This window comes from Dysgonomonas sp. Marseille-P4361 (assembly GCF_900343125.1).
In the GTDB taxonomy this organism is placed as follows: Bacteria; Bacteroidota; Bacteroidia; order Bacteroidales; family Dysgonomonadaceae; genus Dysgonomonas.
Genome location: NZ_OPYL01000001.1, coordinates 289,427 through 307,398, shown reverse-complemented (window position 1 = coordinate 307,398; position 17,972 = coordinate 289,427). Strand labels below are relative to the sequence as shown.

Sequence of the window (17,972 nt, the reverse complement as noted above, 5' to 3'; positions counted from 1 at the left end):
TATTTTTGCGTTAATTTAGAATGAAACAGATGATGCAATTCTTGAAAAAATATACAATTCTCAGCCTTGTGTTGGGTATTATAATAGCTTCTTTGGTAGCTTGTGCAAATATGTCTACACCCGAAGGAGGCGAAATGGACTTCGATCCGCCTAAAATTGTAAAAACGACTCCAAACTTTAATGCGACTAATGTCGAAAAAGGGAAGATTGTTTTCGAATTTGATGAAAATGTAACACTCGAAAAACCTTCAGAAAACGTTATTATTACCCCTCCTCAAAAAACATTTCCTGTAATCCAGTCAGTGAATAGAAGATTGACTGTTGAGCTGAAAGATACATTGCTTGAAAACACAACCTATACGATCGATTTTACAAGCGCTATCAAAGACAACAATGAGGGTAACCCTCTGGAGAATTTTTCTTTTTCTTTTTCAACGGGCGATGTTGTAGATTCGATGGTTATCTCAGGAAAGGTACTTACTGCTGATAATCTGGAGCCGGTAAAAGGGATATATGTAGGCTTGCATTCTAATCTGGATGATACGGCATTTACTAAAATTCGTTTCGATAGAATAGGTAAAACGGGTGAAACGGGCGATTTTGCCATACGCGGTGTTGCACCCGGAACATACAGACTATATGCGCTGGATGATCCTAGCCGCGAGTACATGTATACAAACCCATCTAATGCAATTGCCTTTTTCGAAACGCAGATTGAGCCTTCTTCAATGCGCGATATGCGTTACGATACCTTATATGTTGATACCTCAAAGCTAGTTATCGATACTATTAAAGCGATAGAATATACGCGCTTCTTACCCGATAATATTGTAATGAGATCTTTTAAATCTGCTTTTGGCAGACAATACCTTCAGAAGTATGAACGTACTCCGAATAAGATAAGCCTGTTTTTTGGCTCTCCTACAGAGATGCCGGTATTGGAGCCTCTTAGTTTTGATGGAGATAAAGATTGGTACGTGCTGGAAAAAACAGCTAAGAACGATACGCTTATCTACTGGATTAAAGATCAGGAACTGGTGAAAACAGATACGTTAACGTTTAAGATTACCTATCCTCGGACAGATTCCTTGAATCAGGTTGTGCCTTATACAGATACGTTAAAACTCATAGATAGAACCCGGAAGAAAACAGAAAAGGAACTACAAAAAGAGAAGGAGCAGCAAGAAAAAGATTTGCGTGAGGGTAAGACTCCTAAAATAACTTTCCTTAATATGAAATGTGACCTAAACGCTTCATGGGATACTTTCAAAGATATTCTTCTCGAGTTTGACGAGCCGGTAGAGGGCGATCTGAAATCGAAAATAAAATTGCAGCAAAAAGTCGATACTATTTATTCCGATGTAGATTACCAGTTTGTGCCAGATAGCCTCAACGGACGCAAATATTCTCTTCGCCACAAGTGGGTTTATGGAGGTGAATACCGTATGGAGATAGACTCAGCCAGAGTTTATAGTATCTACGGGCTTTGGAATAATAAGTATAAACAAGACTTTAAAGTCAAGGCTGAAGATCAGTATGGTCAGCTAGCTGTAATGGTAGCCGGAATAGATTCTATCCCTGCTTTTATAGAACTTTTAGATAAGTCGGATAAACCAATTCGAAAATCCAGAGTCAAAGATAACGTGGTTGTCTTCAGAGATCTTCCTCCTGGAACGTATTATGCTCGTATAATATTGGACGAAAATAATAACGGAGTATGGGATACCGGAGATTTCTATACCGGGCGACAACCCGAAATGGTATGTTATTATCCGGGGTCTTTCGAGATTAAGGCTTTTTGGGCTATCGATAACGAGTCGGAACCTTGGGTAGTTGATGTATCTACCATTGCAAAACAAAAACCAATGGAAATAACCAAGCAAAAACCCGAAGAGAGAGAAGCGAGGAAGAAAAAAATGCAAGAACGGGAACAAAAAGAGAGAGACCGTAAAACTGAAGAGCAGAACAGAGTTCGAGAAATGGAGAACCCTCAGTTGCAAGGATCTCAGCGAAGATAAGAATGCGGAGTATGTTTGGTTGATTGTTTAACTTAAAAAAGCAAGAAGATGACAAAGAAGATTATTCTGTCCATGTTAACATTGATATTGCTTATAGCACACGATGCTCAAGCTCAATGTAAGGTTGTAAATAAACAGTTTCAGGCAGGCGAAGAGCTTACCTACGATTTATATTTCAAATGGGGTTTGGTGAATACTAAAGCTGGAGTATCTACTTTAAAAACAACTTCCGAACAATATAATGGCAAAAGCGCTTACAAAATGGCTCTTTCTGCCGTATCAACAGGTATGGCTAATAAGGTATTTACAATCAACGATACACTGATGTGCTATACGACCAAAGATTTGATTCCTCTGGCATTCTACAAAAATGCGAAAGAAGGGAAAGATCATACAATAGAAAATATGACTTATACTTACAAATCGGGTGGAGAGATTGATATTCATACCAAGCGTATAAAGAATGAAGAGCCGCGCTTCGATGAGGTACTTCAATACAATAATACTTGTGTCTATGATATGGTGAGTGTGGTGTTTTATGCCCGCACACTAGACTTCTCGAAGATGAAGAAAGGTGATGAAACTAGCGTTGACTTTGTAACAGGAAAAAGAAAGGCTCGCATGATTATCGAATATCAGGGTATTGAAAATATGAAAGCCAATGATGACAAAACATATAGTTGTATAAAATTGGTGTTAAGTCTTCAGAATATCAGCGATAAAGCCTTTGAAGATAAAGAAGAGGCGATGAAAGTGTATATTACCAACGATGACAACCGAATGCCGGTCCGATTAGATTCGAAACTAAATGTTGGCTCTACACGAGCTATATTGAAGAGCTATAAGGGAACGAAACATCCGGTGAAAGCAAAATAAGATTGGAGAAGTCTTCCGGATGTCCGGAAGACTTTTTCTTTTCGACCACATATCTGCTGAGTAGTAGATAGAAAAATTCACAAAAAATATGTAGCTTTGTCCTATTAAGATTTTAAAAGAAAGAACTTATGAGATACTGTATAAGTCTGTTTTTGCTTGCTTTTCTTACAATTGGAACGAACTCTGTATCTGCGCAGAGTACTGTTAAAATGAGTGCGGTAAAGAGCAATAATTATGGAGTAGCATATTCGCTTCCACGAACAGCAATCACCATATCGGTAAGCTATACCAAGACAAATAAAAAGGTAGGCGAGTTTTATCAATTTGCCGAACGTTACCTTAATATATCCAACCCTATTACAGAAAGTGGCATTACATACGCTTTAAACAGTGTAGATGCAACAACTAAGGGTGTTGTTGATAATGATAAAACCTATCTTGTTGAGTTTCGATCCAATACAGTTTCACCTTTTGTAACCTTGACAAAGGAAGGATTGATCTGCTCAATAAACGATGACTATACATTCCCTAAAGCAGAATCTACCACAGATACTTCTGTAAAGAAAGCACCGCTTCCTAATCCAAAAAGTTTCCTATCGGAAGAAATATTAAGAGCAGGTTCTACAGCTAAACAAGCAGAACTAATAGCGAAGCAAATTTATCGTTTGCGCGAAAGCCGCAATAACATTCTTACAGGTGAGGCAGATAATATGCCACCCGATGGTGAAGCATACAAATTGGTGATGTCGCAACTCGAAGAACAAGAAAAAGCTTTGACCGCTATGTTTGCAGGATCGGAAGAATCTGAGGTTATACATAAAGAAATTACGATTATCCCTGATGATAAGAATATAGACAACCGCATTATTTTCCGTTTCTCGTCTAAGCTAGGAATAGTAGAAGCTAATGACCTTTCAGGAGCTCCTGTTTTTCTTTCGTTAAAAAATAAAGAGCCTAGAGAAGCACAAGTGTTAACGCCGAAAGAAGAAAAAGAGATGGAAAAGAAATTTTCGTCGGGTATCGTCTATAACATTCCCGGAAAGGCCGCTTTACAAATCTCGTATGAAGGTCGAAACCTTACGCAAAAAGAAGTTGATGTTGTTCAATATGGCATTCAGGATGTATTGGTAGAGAAAATGTTCGACAATAAGAAACAACCTATAAAAGTTATTTTCTATCCTGATCTGGGTGCAATTAAGCAAATTATACAATAATTCTTTTGCTCATGTCACTAGAGATAGAACGCAAGTTTCTGGTAAAAGGTGATTTCAAAAAAGATGCATCTTCTCAGGAAGAGATAATTCAAGGTTATCTATCTTCCGTACCTGAGCGATCTGTCCGCATCCGGGTGAAAGGCAAAAAAGCTTACCTTACAATCAAAGGGCTAAGTAACGAATCGGGACTATCTCGCTACGAGTGGGAGAAAGAAATTCCCGTTACTGAGGCTAAAGAGCTTCTCCAACTTTGTGAACCAGGAATTATTGATAAAGTCAGGTATTATGTGCCTGCCGGCAATCATACCTTTGAGGTAGATGTATTTCGCGGGGAGAACGAAGGACTGATTGTATCTGAGGTAGAGCTGTCAGACGAAGGCGAACTATTTGAGAAACCGGATTGGCTGGGAGAGGAGGTTACCGGAGATAAACGATATTACAATGCTTCCTTGACAAAGAATCCATTCATAAACTGGACTAGGAATGATTGATATACAAGAAAAAGTTCATGATAATTTTTCTTTAGAATTCAAGATAGGGTTTATCACAGACAAGAACCCTGAAGATATCAATGAGTTCAAAATCAATACGTGGATATTCCTGCCCAATAGCCTTGATATCAATCGCTCTACTTATTCGAAAGAAGACTTTTATAAAGATGTTAAGAACAACTTACGTCTTATTACCCCTGTATATACACTGAAAGAGATTCTCACAGAGGGGAGGGGACCCCTTCCTCGCCTGAATAAAGCAATTCATTCTTTGATAGATAATCCTACTGATGAGATCATAACCGAAAGCTATATCTATCAGGTAAAAATGTTTGTCAGTATCCTGAAAAGTGCATTACGTCGCAATGTACAGGAGATAAATGCAAAGGCTGATGATGCTATTATAGAGTTGAATATAAAGAACTATGTAGACGATGTGCGAGAGATTGCTGCCAGATATAGAGGTATGTGGTCTGTACTATTCAACTCGGAAGTGTCGAAAGAGAAGCAAGAATTTTTCCTCTTCGGAGACGACTTTCTTGGGAATGTAATCGAACAGCATACTTTCCAACTGATGAGAAAACTGAAAGGTGTAGCAGCTTTCGAAGCTGTAAAACCGATACTGCACCAGCTTATTGAGGAAGAACTCTCTCATAAAAAGGAAAAAGGTTTCATGCTGCTTAAGGAAGGAGACGAGAAGCATAACAGCCTGGTCATTACACAGCGAAATATTCTGAAAAAGTTTGTTGAGAGTGACCTCTTCCTTCAAATAATTAAGAAAAAAGATGGTTTCATCGCTCAGCAGTTCTATTATGGAATTGCAGCGGGTATCTCTATGATTTTTGCTACAGTTATCTCATTCTTTGCCACTCAGCGTTTTGGTAATTTTACTACCGACTTGTTTATTATACTTGTTTTCAGTTACATTTTTAAAGACAGAATCAAAGAAGTAATGCGTTATTATTTCTCTTCGCAGCTAGGGAAAAGATACTACGATTCGAAACTCAAACTAAGTATTCGTAAACAGGAAATTGGCTGGATCAAAGAAGCCTTTGATTTTATGGATGAGGAAAAACTTCCCGAAGAAGTGAAAAATATGCGTGCTAGAAGTCCTCTGGTAGAAGCTGAAAATCAGGTGTATGATGAGAAAATAATTTTATATCGCAAGTGGGTCAGTCTCTCAAAAGACGATCTAGAGCAGTATAAAGAATATCGCTTGTCGGGGATAAATGATATTACAAGATTTAACCTTACAAACTTCACGCTGAAGATGGACAATGCGTATATTCCTCTCTATTTGTCTGACAAAGAAAATGGTTTTATGACCATTGAAGGGAAGAAGATGTATGCATTATATTTTATCATACAGTGTAAGTCGGAAAGCAGCGAATATTATAAAAAATACCGCATACTGTTCAACCGAAAGGGGATATCGGATGTAAGTGAGCTTAGTTTAGATTGAATAATTGAATAGACGTCCTGAGGATAAACAAAGTATATTTCACAGGTTATTCTTTGTTCTTTTTCTTGTCCAGTTCGTCGCGTAGGAGCGAAGCCAATTCATAGTTTTCTCCGGCTACAGCCTCTTGTAATAAAGCTTCCAATTCGCTTTTGTTGAGTAAAGAATAATCTATCTCCTTTTTAGTTTCTTCCACCTCTTCTTCTTTGGTTGTTTCTTTTGCAGCATTCTCGTCAAAGACAATGGAGTGGTCTTTCATTATCTGTTCTGTAGTATAGATTGGAGATTGCGTTCTTAAGGCTATTGCTACAGCATCAGAAGTTCTGGATTCTAACTGAATGACTTTATCCTCTTGTTCCAAAATTATTCTGGAAAAGAAGATGCCATCCTCATATTTATAGATTTCGACTTCACGCAGAGTTACATTCAGTTGAGAAAGAATGGTCTTAATAAGATCGTGAGTAAGAGGTCTTGGTGGTGCAGAATCTTGTAGTTTGAATGCAATGGATTGAGCTTCAGGAGTTCCTACAATAACCATCAGGCGGCGCACACCTCCCTCTTCCGAAAGAACTAGTCCGTACGCACCAGATTGAGTTTGATTAAAAGAAAACCCCAGAACCGATAATTTTACTCTATTTTCCATAACATCTTACAAATACTCCAATTCAAAATTAAGGAATAATTATTTATTCTCATATTTTTTCCTCTGTTTTCGAAAAACTATGACATTCTTTTAGATTCCTTAAGAGCTGTGCTTATGAAGTGAAAATGATTCTGAGTGAGATGTTCTTCTTTGTAAACCAGTACCTTATTTTCTGTATAAAGAATAAAATAATAGCCCTTTCTATTTTTTAAGAAAAGGCTATTATTGAAAATTAATATTCTAAAATCTTATATCTTCTCGGCAGAAGGTGGAACAGCATCGTCAGATGCACCCCAAGCTTTATTGGCTTTATTTCCCATTACTAGGACTAATTTTCCTCCATCTTTTATATCGTCGTGGCTGAACCAAGGCTTATTCCATTCTTTTCCGTTCAGTTTAGCCGATTGTATGTATTTATTGTCAGGATCGTAGTTTTCGGCAATAATCTCAAAATATTTTCCATTTCCCAGATTAAGTTTTGCTTCTTTAAACACAGGACTACCTATGTTGTATGTTGGCGACCCAGGTGTAACAGGATAGAAACCCGTCATAGAGAATACCACAAAAGCTGTCATACCACCTCCGTCTTCATCGCCGGGAATTCCCATCAGGTCGTTTCTAAACCATTGGTCTAATAGTGTACGAATTCGTTTTTGAGTCATCCAAGGCTGACCGGCATAATTGTATAAATATGGGATATGTAGACAAGGCTCGTTAGCCATCGAGAATTGACCAACATTACCAGTATGGTCGGGAAGTTGGTGATAAAAATCATATTTACTTCTTCCCAGCGATTCTCTGAAAGTCTGATTCAAGTTGTTGATAAAAGATTCTTTTCCGCCCATAAGATCTATCAGGTCTGCAGGATTGTGTTGTACATCCCATCTGTAGATCCAAGCATTATTTTCTCCGTAATAGTCACGAGCTCCTTGTCCCCCTGAAAATTTGTAATCGAATGGCTCTACAAAATTGCCATCTGCATCTTTAGGGTGGAAGAACCCTGTTTCGTGATTATATACATTGCGGTAAGAATAAGCCATTTTCATGAAATCTTTATAGTCTTCGTTCTTGCCTAAATATTTAGCAATCTGAGCCAGACACCAGTTGTCGTAACTGTTACCCAGCATGACAGAAATAGATTGTCTTTTTTCAAATCTATGTACTTCTTTGCATGTCTCAGGCTGATTAGGTTGTAGTGCCGGGAAATAGCCTTTCTCCTTATATATTATATCCAACTCGGTAAGAGGAATTTTCAGCCAAGGAAGAAGAGTTTTTTCTGTAATAGCTCCTTTACACGCATTGTATGCCGCTTCCAGATCAAAGTTTGTCAGTCCTTTGCAATAAGCATCCCAGATAACAGCTACAGCATGATTACCATTCATACGATGGCTGTCTCCCGTTACCTCAGGGAAAGTAGGCATCCATCCGTTCATCGATTGCTGAGCCATGCGTATATATGATTTTATCATATCTATTTCCATCTCAGGTTCGATCAGATTGCGTAGTGGGTGCGTTGCTCTGTATGTATCCCAAATCCAATCGTCGGTATAGAACGGAGTAGCATCGTTGTGGATATTTCCATCAAAAGCGCTATAGTATTTGTCTCCTTCCGAGATATTGATCATACGTTCATAGGTGCGGTATAAGGATGTGTAAAATATTGTTTTTTCGTCTTCCGAACCTCCTTCTATCGCAATTTTGCTCAAGGTTTCATTCCATATTTTACGTCCGATATTTGCAACCTCTTTGACGTCAAAACCTGTTTTGTTGCTTTTAAGATTTTCCTTAGCTTGTTCTGCACTGATGAAAGATATTCCATAACGAAGATTAATATTCTTTTCGTTTCCAAATTCCAGAACAAAAGTCTTCGTTCCGGTTGTTTTTTCAGTAGCTTCTTTTTGTAGGGCATATGTTCTCTTTGGTTGCTTATCAGTTTCAGCAAAGAGGTATATCTTGGTATTTCCACTTATAGTTTGATATCCGCTAATCGTTTTTCCTGAATTTTCGAGAATGCCGTTGTTGGTATTAATGACAAGTTTACATTCGCCATAATTCTCAAATTGGAAATTATATACACCACTGTGGGTTGACAAGGCGTATTGAACATCGACATGTTCTTCGTCAAGGTATACGGAATAATCATACGGAGTAATTTTCTCATTGTCGTAAGAATAGCTTATCACTCTGCTCAATTCTTCGTTCTTTTTTTGAGTTGGACTCAGATTGAATGCCGAAGAACCACGATGGCTGGTTACCACTATAGGCAGCCCTTTTATCAGGTCAGACGTAAAGTCGCCACGTTCAGGGTACACCCGCAACATAGCATTGGGTAAATGAATAGTGGGATATGTGGGAACCAATAAGTGACTGATGTTCCCAATGTATGGATTCACATAGTCTACAGCTTCTTTCTTTGTCGACTGAGAGTAAATAGGTGCAGTTACTGCAATGCAACAAAGAAGAATAAGAGAGATGAAAATTTTTCTTTTCATGGATATTGATAAATATTTGGTTTAGTTGTTTTTATCTAATAGAGAGTATTATATTCTCTTATTTGGGTAAAAATACTATAATTTTCGATACAAGGGAACCTATTGTATATTTTACCATTGATGCTCTCTCCTTATTAAAATGGAGTTCTTTCACTAATCAATTCATTTTTAATCATAAATGATTTATCTTTGTCCTCTCAAAATTCTCAATCTAGATGAAAAAAACGCATTTCTTACAGACTCTTTATCTGCAAAAACCGCTTTTGCTGATTTTGTTAATAGCTACACTATCTACTCTACCTTGGATCGGCTTAGGAGATTTTTATACGAAAGGAGAACCACGAGAGGCTGCTCTTGCAATATCTATGATTGAGAAAGGAGAATGGATCATCCCTTCCAGTTATGCTGATGAGTTTGCATACAAACCACCTCTTACACACTGGTTGATAGCAGGATTCTCTTTAGCTTTAAATGACGGAGAAGTAACGCCTTTTACCTCACGACTTCCTTCAGCCTTGGCATTTATCGCAATGGTTGGTGTCTGTTTTATGTTCTTTGCAAGGCGCAGACCGACGTTAGAGGCATTTGTCGCCTGCTTAATTATGATTACTTGCTTCGAGTTGCATCGTGCTGCTATGACAACACGTATCGATATGCTACTGACAACGCTTATGGTATCGGCACTTATTCAGATGTATACATGGTATGAGAAAAAACGGCTTGGTCAGCTTGTCTCCGTTTGGTTATTACTGAGTGTTGCGACTTTGTCTAAAGGTCCGGTAGGCGCATTACTGCCATGTGCTATTTTCGGCGTGTTCTTGTTAACTCAACGAGAAAACTTTTTCAAAGCTACATTTAAGAGCCTTGCGATTATGCTTTCTGCACTAATTATTCCGGCCATATGGTATTATGCTGCTTATCAAATACAAGGAGAAGCATTTCTTACCAAAGTGTTTGCCGAAAATTTTGGACGATTCTTACGCATCGGTACAGAAGAATTGGGGATAGATTACAATCTAGGTGTAGAAAACCCTTGGTATTACTATCCTGTAACATTATTGTCAGGTTTCCTTCCATGGACAATTTTGTTGTTCGTTTCTTTATTTTTTATACAGTATAAGAAACCAGAGGGAACAATAAAGACCTTTTTTCAGAAGCTTCTTACTATGGAAACCCCTTTGTTGTATAGCCTTATAATTATAGTAGTAGCTCTTGTCTTCTTTACTATTCCGGCTTCCAAGAGAAGTGTGTATATCATGTTGATATATCCTTTCATCGCTATTTTTATGGCTCGCTTCTTCCTTTTCTTAACCGAAATGAAACCGATGGCAGTACGTATTTCTACTTCTATTCTGCTAGGGATAAGTATATTTGCAGTAATCATATTGTTCTTAGCCTTTGTTGGGGTTATTAACGTTGAAGAACTAGCTCATCATATTTCTAAAAGAGAACGTACATTGCGCGATTTTAAAATATTCTCGGATGAGTTCATCAATCCCGGCTGGTGGGGATTGTTTGGAGTTTCTGTCTTATTATTAGCAATAGGGAATACTACCTATCTTCTGAGTAAGAAAATTAATGTAAAAATATTAATGGCCGGATTTGGTCTGATGTTGGCTATTAACTTATTCTTAGATGCGTATCTGTTGCCAGGCTTTAAAAATGCCTACTCTGCACGAACTTTTGCCGAAAAACTTTTAAAAGAATATGAGTTGAAAGATAACGTGTATGTGACAAACCGCCTTAAGGATTATAATAATCAATACGCATTGAATTTCTATTTAGGTAATATGTTTAAGAATATTGATAAGGAATCTCCTGAAGTAGGTTATTTTTTAATGTTACAATATTGCGTAGAAGACATTAAGAAAGAATATGGAGACCGCTACGATTTCACTCTGCTGGAATCAAGCGATAAATATAATGAGAACAAAAGTGAGATGCTCTTCTTTAGAATAAAGAAAAAGTAAAAAGCATAATAAACTACATAAAAATACGGATGAAGAAGCAGGTTAAGGATCTGACAAAGAAGAAAGGACTTCGTGAATTAGTAAAATACGGCATAGTCGGATCGGTAGGAATGGTGATAGACATGGGAGTGTTTTATCTGCTTGCTGTGAAGTTTTCTGTCCAATACCCATTTTCTATTTACATAAGAGATTTTTTAGGAGACAAGATTCCTCTTTATGTGATAGATGCGGATGTTTCCCACGTTATAAGTTCGCTCCTTGCAATAACAAATAATTTCATTCTGAATAGCTATTTTACATTTAAGGTGACAGACAATAAGTTTCAGCGATTTTTATCATTCGTTGGGATTGCAGCTATAGGCTTAGTGATCAGCACTATGTTGATTACATTACTTGTTGGTAAATTTCAGATTGATGAGATGTATGCAAAGATTATTGCCACATGTTTTGTCGCTGCAATGCAATTCGTTGTTAATAAGTTTGTTACTTTCAAATCTAAACAAGTACAAGAGCCTAAATAAAATAAGTGATCTAGCAAACAAAATTCTATACTAGTTGTTTAAGTAATAGCTACAGAAGAATGAGTTATACTAGACCTTTTATTGGTTTGTCATCAATAAAGTTATATTTATACATATTTCTTGTATGACTCTTTCTTTGTTAATATAATTGGGCATGATTAGCAAAGGTTTGAAAAAATATATCTCCAACCCTGTTATAGGGTTGCTCCCTTTTATTCTCTACATTGTATTGCATGCATTGCAGATGTATGAAGAATATGCTATAGCAATAGCTGTGTTAGTTGCTATAGGAGGGGAAATTCTAGTTCGATTGTTTTATCGGACACGGGGTTTTAGTATGTCGTTCTATATTTCAGGAATAGCATTATTAATAACCTTTTTAGCATGGATACTGACGAATGAGTATGTGGCTAAAATACATACTTATATTGTTGTTTGCGAGATAATTATTATTACTTTGTTTATGGTGTTACGAGCTAGTAAGACCTATGTATCAACAGTGTTTTTTCGTAAGAAAAGCTCGTTTCAGAAGGCTTTGCTTGGTGAGTATTATGCATCAGTAGCTCTGATTCAGTATCTGCTTACGATACATATCTTCTGCATAATCCTCTATCGTCAGCTTGTGTTCAACAACCATGTGAAAGTTTGGGAAATGCTTATTTTTTGCGTAGCTCCGATAGTGATATTATTAGCAATCAGTATATATCAAGCTGTCAAGGTAAGCAAGCTAGCATCTAAACTCAAACGAGAAGAATGGCTTCCTATTGTTACCGAAAAAGGAGAAGTTACAGGAAAGATAGCCAAGTGTGTTTCGATGAATATGAAGAACCGTTTTCTGCACCCGATTGTGAGGGTTGCTTTAGTATCAAAGTCTAAAGTCTATTTGCAGGAAAGAGCAGTGGATGATATTCTTAGTCCGGGAAAATTAGACTATCCTTTCGAGAAATATATGCTATTCAATCATGAAATCAATCTTGCAGCCCGAAACAGTATAAAACAAATGATCGGCGATAATATAAATGTATCGTTACGCTTTATTTTAAAGTATGTTTTCGAGAATGATAACACGAAGCGCTTGATCTTTTTGTTTGTTGCAGAAGTTGATAACGAAGATATGGTAAAACGCGAAGGTAAAATGGGAGGGAAGTTCTGGACTGTTAAGCAAATGGAAGAAGCCTTTGCCGATGAAATATTTAGTGAATGCTTCGAACTGGAATTTGAATATTTGAAGAATATGGTGCTGATGAAATCAGATATTACACTGAATAATTAGAATCGTATATATAATAGAATAAGCGCTATAATCATTCGATTATAGCGCTTATTTTATCTGTAGAGAGAAGTTATTTGCTTAGGTTAGCAATGCTCTCTTTTATAGTCTGTATTTTGCTCTCGGCATCAGCTTGTTTCTTGCGTTCATTCTCCACAATCTCAGGTTTAGCATTGGCTACAAATTTCTCATTGCTAAGCTTCTTGTCTACCGATACCAGGAAGCCTTGTAGATAAACAAGCTCCTCGTTTAGTTTTTTCAATTCAGCCTCTACATCAATATTGCTGCCAAGAGGAACCGAAAATTCTGTAGTACCAACAAGAAAAGATACAGCAGTTGGGTTCTTCTCTGTTACGACATTGATAGAAGATAGATTTCCCATTTTGGAAATAACACTATCAAATGCTGCTGAATATTCTCCTATAACCTCAAGAGACAGTTCTTCTCTGTTCGAAATATTCTTTTGGAGACGAACAGTTCTCACTCCGGCAATAGTCTCTTTTACCTTTTCGAATGCTGCAATAAGGTCTTTATTGTAAGAAGTATTGCTTGGCATTGCTGCTACCATGATGCTTTCACCTTCTTCACGTCGAGCAAGAGCTTGCCACAATTCCTCTGTGATGAAAGGCATAAATGGATGAAGCAGGCGAAGAAGAGAATCGAAGAAGCCTAGTGTAGCTTCATATGTTTTCTTGTCTATTGGCTGTTGATAAGCAGGTTTTACCATTTCCAGATACCAAGACGAGAACTCGTCCCAGAATAGTTTGTAAACAGTCATCAAGGCTTCAGACAATTTATATTTCTTGAACGAATCGTCTAATTCAGCTACAGTCTTAGCCAATATATTCTCGAACCAATTGATTGCTATTTTAGCAGACTCTGGTTGTTCGATGCTATCGCTCACTTCCCATCCTTTTACCAGACGGAAAGCATTCCATATTTTATTGTTAAAATTACGACCTTGTTCGCAAAGACCTTCGTCGAAAGGTAAGTCATTTCCTGCAGGAGCAGTAAGTAACAGTCCCATGCGAACACCATCTGCACCATATTTGTCCATCAACTCGATTGGGTCAGGCGAGTTGCCTAGTTGTTTCGACATCTTGCGACCTTCCTTATCTCTTACGATACCGGTAAAGTACACATTCTCGAAACAAGCTTTTCCTCTGTATTCGTACCCTGCCATGATCATACGTGCCACCCAGAAGAAAATAATATCTGGTCCGGTAACTAGGTCGTTAGTCGGATAATAATAATTGATATCTTCGTTTTCTGGATTGTTGATGCCATCGAAAACAGATATAGGCCACAACCATGAAGAGAACCACGTGTCGAGGCAATCTTCATCCTGACGAAGGTCGGATAGTTGCAGGTTGTTGTTTCCTGTTTCTTTGCGTGCTTTTTCCAACGCTTCTTCGTCTGTCAAGGCTACTACAAAACCTCCCTCCGGAAGATAATATGCAGGAATACGATGTCCCCACCAAAGCTGACGGCTTATGTTCCAGTCTTTGATGTTTTCCATCCAGTGGCGGTATGTATTTTTGAATTTAGCCGGATGAAATTTGATGGTGTCATTTTCCACTGCATCTAATGCTGGTTTAGCAAGATTTTCCATTTTTAGGAACCATTGCATCGATAGCTTTGGCTCGATAGGAACACGAGTACGCTCCGAGAAACCTACGCTATTGGTATAGTTTTCTACCTTATCCAGTAGTCCCAGTTCTTCAAGGTCTTTTTCTATTTTCTTGCGAACATCGAAGCGATCCATTCCTTCGTACTGAAGACCATGAGCATTCAATGTCCCATTATCATTAAATATGTCAATCCCTTCCAGATTGTATTTTTCTCCCAGCATATAGTCGTTCACATCGTGAGCAGGAGTCACTTTCAAGAAGCCTGTTCCGAATTCTACATCAACGTATTCATCCTCAATAATAGGAACTGCACGATTAGCAATCGGTACAATCACCTTTTTGCCTTTCATGTGAGCTGTCTTAGGGTCATTCGGGTTGATACAAACCGCGATATCACCAAAGATTGTTTCAGGGCGGGTAGTTGCTACTACGATGTAACCGTCCTCTCCTTCAACCTTATATTTTACATAGTACAATTTGCCATGCACTTCTTGATGGATAACCTCTTCGTCCGAAATTGCTGTTTGAGCAGCCGGATCCCAGTTAACCATTCTTACGCCGCGATAGATAAGACCTTTGTTGTATAAGTCTACAAATACTTTCAATACGCTCTCGGAACGTTTCTCATCCATAGTGAAACAAGTCCTGTCCCAGTCGCACGAAGCACCCAGTTTCTTCAACTGTTCAAGGATAATACCTCCATGTTTGTGAGTCCAGTCCCAGGCATGTTTCAAGAATTCATCGCGGGAAAGGTCGTTTTTATTAACCCCCTCGGATGCCAATTTTGCTACCACCTTCGCCTCTGTTGCGATAGAAGCGTGGTCTGTACCGGGAACCCAGCATGCATTTTTGCCTTGCATACGGGCACGGCGGACAAGTATATCCTGAATCGTATTGTTCAACATATGTCCCATATGTAGGACACCTGTGACGTTAGGAGGGGGTATAACAATTGTATATGGTTCACGATTGTCTGGCTCTGAGTGGAAGAATCTGCTTTCCAACCAGTACTTATACCATTTATCCTCTACTTCGATAGGATTGTATTTACTTGCAATTTCCATAATTAGTGGTCAAAATTATTTACTGAGGAGCAAAAATACGAAATAACTGATAAAGATTTGATAAAAACATGAATTCTATCTAAATATATTATCAATTTAAGGGTGGAACTCTTGCAAAATAGTCCTTCTATCGTGTGACAGGAGGACTATGTATTTTGTTTAGGGGCTACTTAGATAAAAAAAGAGCCCAGCGAATAATCAATACTCACTGGACTCGAAGAGTGATTTGTAATCTGTAAAAAAATTAACTTATCGCTGGTCTTAAAGTTTTATCGCTTTTGTTTCTCCGTTTTTGCTATTGATTGTTTTTATTACTTTGCTATCTCTCTCAATAGTTATCTTTATGTTATCTCCATTTACTCTAGAGATAGATATATTGAATGGTTTAGAATCAAAAGCCCTGATATTTTTCAATTCCATGTTATCCCATTCGTTAGGCAATTGCGGAGTAAGGTCAAATGTTTTGAATCCGGTTGGTCTAATACCAAAGATACCTTCTGTAACGATGCGGCAATATAGCCCACTCTCTGCCGACAAATGTCTTTGACTTCCTTCCGGCCAAGCCTCAATCGGGTAAGGAACGTGATCGCCTAACAGACGTTGTTGAGAGTAATGTTTCATGTATTCTGTTGCTCTCTCCCTTGCTCCGGCAGCATACACTCCACGCAATGCATAAAGAGTAGAGCGATCCCAGAATGTTTCAGTTCCTGCCTGAGTTAATAATCCATCTTTAGTCCACAGTCTAGGAGAGAATAGAGCGTCGATTGTACCTTCTTTTTTGTCATAAATGTTTACTGTCAGCGGGATACAGATCCACGAACGTAGAATATCGTTGCCATCATAATACTGATAGGTGTCAAAACCTTCTACTGTTGCTCCGAAATACGAGTTGATTGCTTTCTTAAGAGCATCAGCTTGTTTTTTGTATTGTTTTGCCTGAGCATTTTTGCCCAATTCTTTTGCTAAATAACTAGAAGTGAGAAGAGCGTCGTAATACAAGCTTGAAGTACAAAGGTTAGCATCTCCCGAAGGGAATCGTCCTTCTAATTCATCAGTATTTGAGTTTACTACACCCTGAGCATTCAGATTGCGTTTCGAATATTCGAGACACCATTCTATCAACGGCCAAAGTTCTTTAGCCTCATTAATATCAGCGTTAGTTAATGCGTATCTTGATGCTCCGTAAGCGACCATAGCAGCATCTCCTCTGTCTCCTACTCCGGCCCATATGTCAGTTCCTTCAGCAATGATTGAACTAGGAATAGCCTTATATTCAGGATTCATAAAACGTGCGAAATGCTTGAACGAATTATATGCAGACTCGTTTCCTGTAGCATATCCCAGGAATGGGAAGAATGGATTTACGTATTCAGCCTGGTCGTTAGCCCATATTGCTGCATAATACGACTCTCCTCCAGGACCATGCATTAGTCCGCCCGCTGTTTCATAAATACTTTCCGAAGCTCTTACCTTAGCAAAGCTGAAAGCTGTATTCAATGTTTTATCAGGAGAGATAAACTCCAGATTAGAAGTTACTTCGTTTATATATTTTAATCTGGCTTCTTGCTCTTGTGCTACATTTGCTTGTATTTCGCTTTCTCCTTTTTTGTAAGCTTGTACTGTAGCATGGAATTTGATTTCTTCTCCCGGTTGTAGTTGGTATAGTTTACTATCCTCTTTTTGTATAGAAGTAACAATAGTATAACTGCCGTCTTTTCCTTTAGCAGGATCGGTTTTATACTCGTTGTGATGAGTTGGAACAACTACAGTTATTGGTTTGCTGGTAATGTTTTTTACAGTATACTGTTCGCATAGCATTGGCTTGTCAGTAGAAGGGAAGAACGAGCGAGTGACTTCAACTACAGGGACAGGAGTTCTTTTTCTGGCTGCGCCGGTGTTTACATAGCCTGTACAGAAATCACTGACAACAGATAGTCTTCCGTCCAGTTTTATCTGTTTCACTTTTTCGTTGTTTAACGTTAAGCCGTTAACCAAAAGAAGTGAAGGATAGTCTATTGCAAAGCGTTGCATCAGACTGGCATGTGTGTTGTTTGGCAATGTACGAAGCATAGGCCAAACCATCGATCTCTCTAGTTGAAAAGAGCCATTAGGATTGACACCATATCTGAGCACTGATGACATTTTTAATCCACTCATTTCGATATGATCATAGTGCGGAATATTTTTATTGTCTATATTCCAGACAATACTGCTTTCTGATTCAACATTCCATTGTGTTTGAGCCATTGTAAGTAATGGTACGATGAGTAATAGAACAATTGTTTTGATGTGTTTTACCATGTCTTTTATTTTGAAGAATTAA

The 17,972-nt window shown here is 38.1% G+C and carries 12 protein-coding genes; 8 read left to right on the top strand and 4 right to left on the bottom strand.

Features of this window, described 5'->3' with window-relative positions; all coding sequences use genetic code 11:
* Window positions 1-29: 29 nt before the first annotated feature.
* From DHU68_RS01270 to DHU68_RS01250, 5 genes are all read left to right on the top strand, one after another.
* Window positions 30-2,018 (top strand): Ig-like domain-containing protein, encoded by a 1,989-nt coding sequence (locus tag DHU68_RS01270; RefSeq protein ID WP_108821621.1) that lies wholly within the window; start codon window positions 30-32, stop codon window positions 2,016-2,018.
* Window positions 2,019-2,066: 48 nt separating this feature from the next.
* A complete protein-coding gene (locus DHU68_RS01265) occupies window positions 2,067-2,894 on the top strand; it encodes a DUF3108 domain-containing protein (protein WP_108821157.1) in 828 nt (275 codons plus the stop codon).
* Window positions 2,895-3,022: 128 nt separating this feature from the next.
* Window positions 3,023-4,108 (top strand): DUF4831 family protein, encoded by a 1,086-nt coding sequence (locus DHU68_RS01260; protein WP_108821156.1) that lies wholly within the window; start codon window positions 3,023-3,025, stop codon window positions 4,106-4,108.
* Window positions 4,109-4,119: 11 nt separating this feature from the next.
* The gene (locus DHU68_RS01255; RefSeq protein ID WP_108821155.1) at window positions 4,120-4,599 is read left to right on the top strand and encodes a CYTH domain-containing protein; all 480 of its coding nucleotides are present in this window, start codon (window positions 4,120-4,122) and stop codon (window positions 4,597-4,599) included.
* A complete protein-coding gene (locus DHU68_RS01250; RefSeq protein WP_108821154.1) occupies window positions 4,592-6,061 on the top strand; it encodes a hypothetical protein in 1,470 nt (489 codons plus the stop codon). The genes DHU68_RS01255 and DHU68_RS01250 overlap by 8 nt, the downstream gene beginning before the upstream one ends.
* Before the next feature lie 46 nt (window positions 6,062-6,107).
* Here the strand turns inward: DHU68_RS01250 and DHU68_RS01245 are convergent, their stop codons facing one another.
* Window positions 6,108-6,701 carry a bifunctional nuclease family protein gene (locus tag DHU68_RS01245; protein ID WP_108821153.1) on the bottom strand — a complete coding sequence of 198 codons (594 nt, stop codon included), beginning with the start codon at window positions 6,699-6,701 and terminating at the stop codon, window positions 6,108-6,110.
* 248 nt (window positions 6,702-6,949) lie between these two features.
* The gene (locus DHU68_RS01240) at window positions 6,950-9,193 is read right to left on the bottom strand and encodes a GH92 family glycosyl hydrolase (protein WP_108821152.1); all 2,244 of its coding nucleotides are present in this window, start codon (window positions 9,191-9,193) and stop codon (window positions 6,950-6,952) included.
* A gap of 215 nt (window positions 9,194-9,408) precedes the next feature.
* Here DHU68_RS01240 and DHU68_RS01235 point away from each other — a divergent pair, with 215 nt between their 5' ends.
* The 3 genes from DHU68_RS01235 to DHU68_RS01225 all read left to right on the top strand — a co-directional run bounded on the left by DHU68_RS01235 (window position 9,409) and on the right by DHU68_RS01225 (window position 12,957).
* Window positions 9,409-11,163, top strand: coding sequence for a glycosyltransferase family 39 protein (locus tag DHU68_RS01235; RefSeq protein ID WP_108821151.1), 1,755 nt, complete (start codon window positions 9,409-9,411; stop codon window positions 11,161-11,163).
* A gap of 29 nt (window positions 11,164-11,192) precedes the next feature.
* The gene (locus DHU68_RS01230; RefSeq protein WP_108821150.1) at window positions 11,193-11,684 is read left to right on the top strand and encodes a GtrA family protein; all 492 of its coding nucleotides are present in this window, start codon (window positions 11,193-11,195) and stop codon (window positions 11,682-11,684) included.
* Window positions 11,685-11,838: 154 nt separating this feature from the next.
* Window positions 11,839-12,957 carry a hypothetical protein gene (locus tag DHU68_RS01225; protein ID WP_108821149.1) on the top strand — a complete coding sequence of 373 codons (1,119 nt, stop codon included), beginning with the start codon at window positions 11,839-11,841 and terminating at the stop codon, window positions 12,955-12,957.
* Between the two features lie 70 nt (window positions 12,958-13,027).
* Here the strand turns inward: DHU68_RS01225 and DHU68_RS01220 are convergent, their stop codons facing one another.
* Window positions 13,028-15,649: a valine--tRNA ligase gene (locus DHU68_RS01220; RefSeq protein ID WP_108821148.1), complete on the bottom strand. Its 2,622-nt coding sequence runs from the start codon at window positions 15,647-15,649 to the stop codon at window positions 13,028-13,030.
* Window positions 15,650-15,910: 261 nt separating this feature from the next.
* Window positions 15,911-17,950, bottom strand: coding sequence for a hypothetical protein (locus DHU68_RS01215; RefSeq protein ID WP_108821147.1), 2,040 nt, complete (start codon window positions 17,948-17,950; stop codon window positions 15,911-15,913).
* Window positions 17,951-17,972 lie beyond the last annotated feature (22 nt).

Coding starts and splice junctions, on each gene's coding strand:
- DHU68_RS01250 (WP_108821154.1), top strand. CDS start 4,592: ATGATTGATATACAAGAAAAAGTTCATGATAATTTTTCTTTAGAATTC.
- DHU68_RS01245 (WP_108821153.1), bottom strand. CDS start 6,701: ATGGAAAATAGAGTAAAATTATCGGTTCTGGGGTTTTCTTTTAATCAA.
- DHU68_RS01230 (WP_108821150.1), top strand. CDS start 11,193: ATGAAGAAGCAGGTTAAGGATCTGACAAAGAAGAAAGGACTTCGTGAA.
- DHU68_RS01235 (WP_108821151.1), top strand. CDS start 9,409: ATGAAAAAAACGCATTTCTTACAGACTCTTTATCTGCAAAAACCGCTT.
- DHU68_RS01240 (WP_108821152.1), bottom strand. CDS start 9,193: ATGAAAAGAAAAATTTTCATCTCTCTTATTCTTCTTTGTTGCATTGCA.
- DHU68_RS01220 (WP_108821148.1), bottom strand. CDS start 15,649: ATGGAAATTGCAAGTAAATACAATCCTATCGAAGTAGAGGATAAATGG.
- DHU68_RS01255 (WP_108821155.1), top strand. CDS start 4,120: ATGTCACTAGAGATAGAACGCAAGTTTCTGGTAAAAGGTGATTTCAAA.
- DHU68_RS01260 (WP_108821156.1), top strand. CDS start 3,023: ATGAGATACTGTATAAGTCTGTTTTTGCTTGCTTTTCTTACAATTGGA.
- DHU68_RS01215 (WP_108821147.1), bottom strand. CDS start 17,950: ATGGTAAAACACATCAAAACAATTGTTCTATTACTCATCGTACCATTA.
- DHU68_RS01225 (WP_108821149.1), top strand. CDS start 11,839: ATGATTAGCAAAGGTTTGAAAAAATATATCTCCAACCCTGTTATAGGG.
- DHU68_RS01270 (WP_108821621.1), top strand. CDS start 30: ATGATGCAATTCTTGAAAAAATATACAATTCTCAGCCTTGTGTTGGGT.
- DHU68_RS01265 (WP_108821157.1), top strand. CDS start 2,067: ATGACAAAGAAGATTATTCTGTCCATGTTAACATTGATATTGCTTATA.